This is a genomic window from Gemmobacter lanyuensis, from assembly GCF_014652355.1.
Classification (GTDB): domain Bacteria; phylum Pseudomonadota; class Alphaproteobacteria; order Rhodobacterales; family Rhodobacteraceae; genus Gemmobacter; species Gemmobacter lanyuensis.
Map to the genome: position 1 here is coordinate 1 of NZ_BMYQ01000036.1, position 595 is coordinate 595.

Consider the following 595-nt stretch of genomic DNA (forward strand, 5'->3'; position numbering starts at 1 on the left):
GACCCCGCCGACAAACCGAAGATTCCGCTTGCCAAACAGGGGGCATCCACACACGCCCCGGGTCTGTCGGAGGCTTTAACTCGCAAGTAGAGTGAAGCCACGATGAGCAAGACCACGAACAAGTTTTCCCCTGAGGTCCGGGACCGCGCCGTGAGGCTGGTTCTGGAGAACGAAAGCCAGCACGGCTCCCGCTGGCAGGCCGTCATGTCGATCTCGGCGAAGATCGGCTGTTCGGCACACACGCTGAACCAGTGGGTCAAGAAGGCGGATCACCACCACCTTGGACGAAGGCTTCGTGGTCGGCATGCGCAGCTTTCCGGGCAATCCCTATGACGGCCACACTCTGCGCCCTGCGCTGGAGCAGGTGACCATCCTGACCGACCAGCACCCCGACCTCACCGTCGTCGATCGCGGCTACCGCGGACATGGCGAAACAAGGACCCGCGTCCTGATCAGTGGCACTCGCCGCGGGCTGACGCCCAAGCTGGTCGCTGACCTCCGCCGCCGCAGCGCCATCGAGGCTGAAATCGGTCACATGAAAACGGACGGCCGTCTGTCACGCTGCCCGCTGAAAGGCACGATTGGTGATGCCCTC

Annotated in this window: 2 pseudogenes; both read left to right on the forward strand. The window is 63.5% G+C overall.

Annotated features, from left to right (window positions below):
• Positions 1–102 precede the first annotated feature (102 nt).
• A pseudogene (locus IE101_RS19585) lies at positions 103–270 on the forward strand (transposase); the annotation flags it as partial.
• A pseudogene (locus tag IE101_RS19590) lies at positions 269–595 on the forward strand (IS5/IS1182 family transposase); the annotation flags it as partial. The pseudogenes IE101_RS19585 and IE101_RS19590, both read left to right, overlap by 2 nt.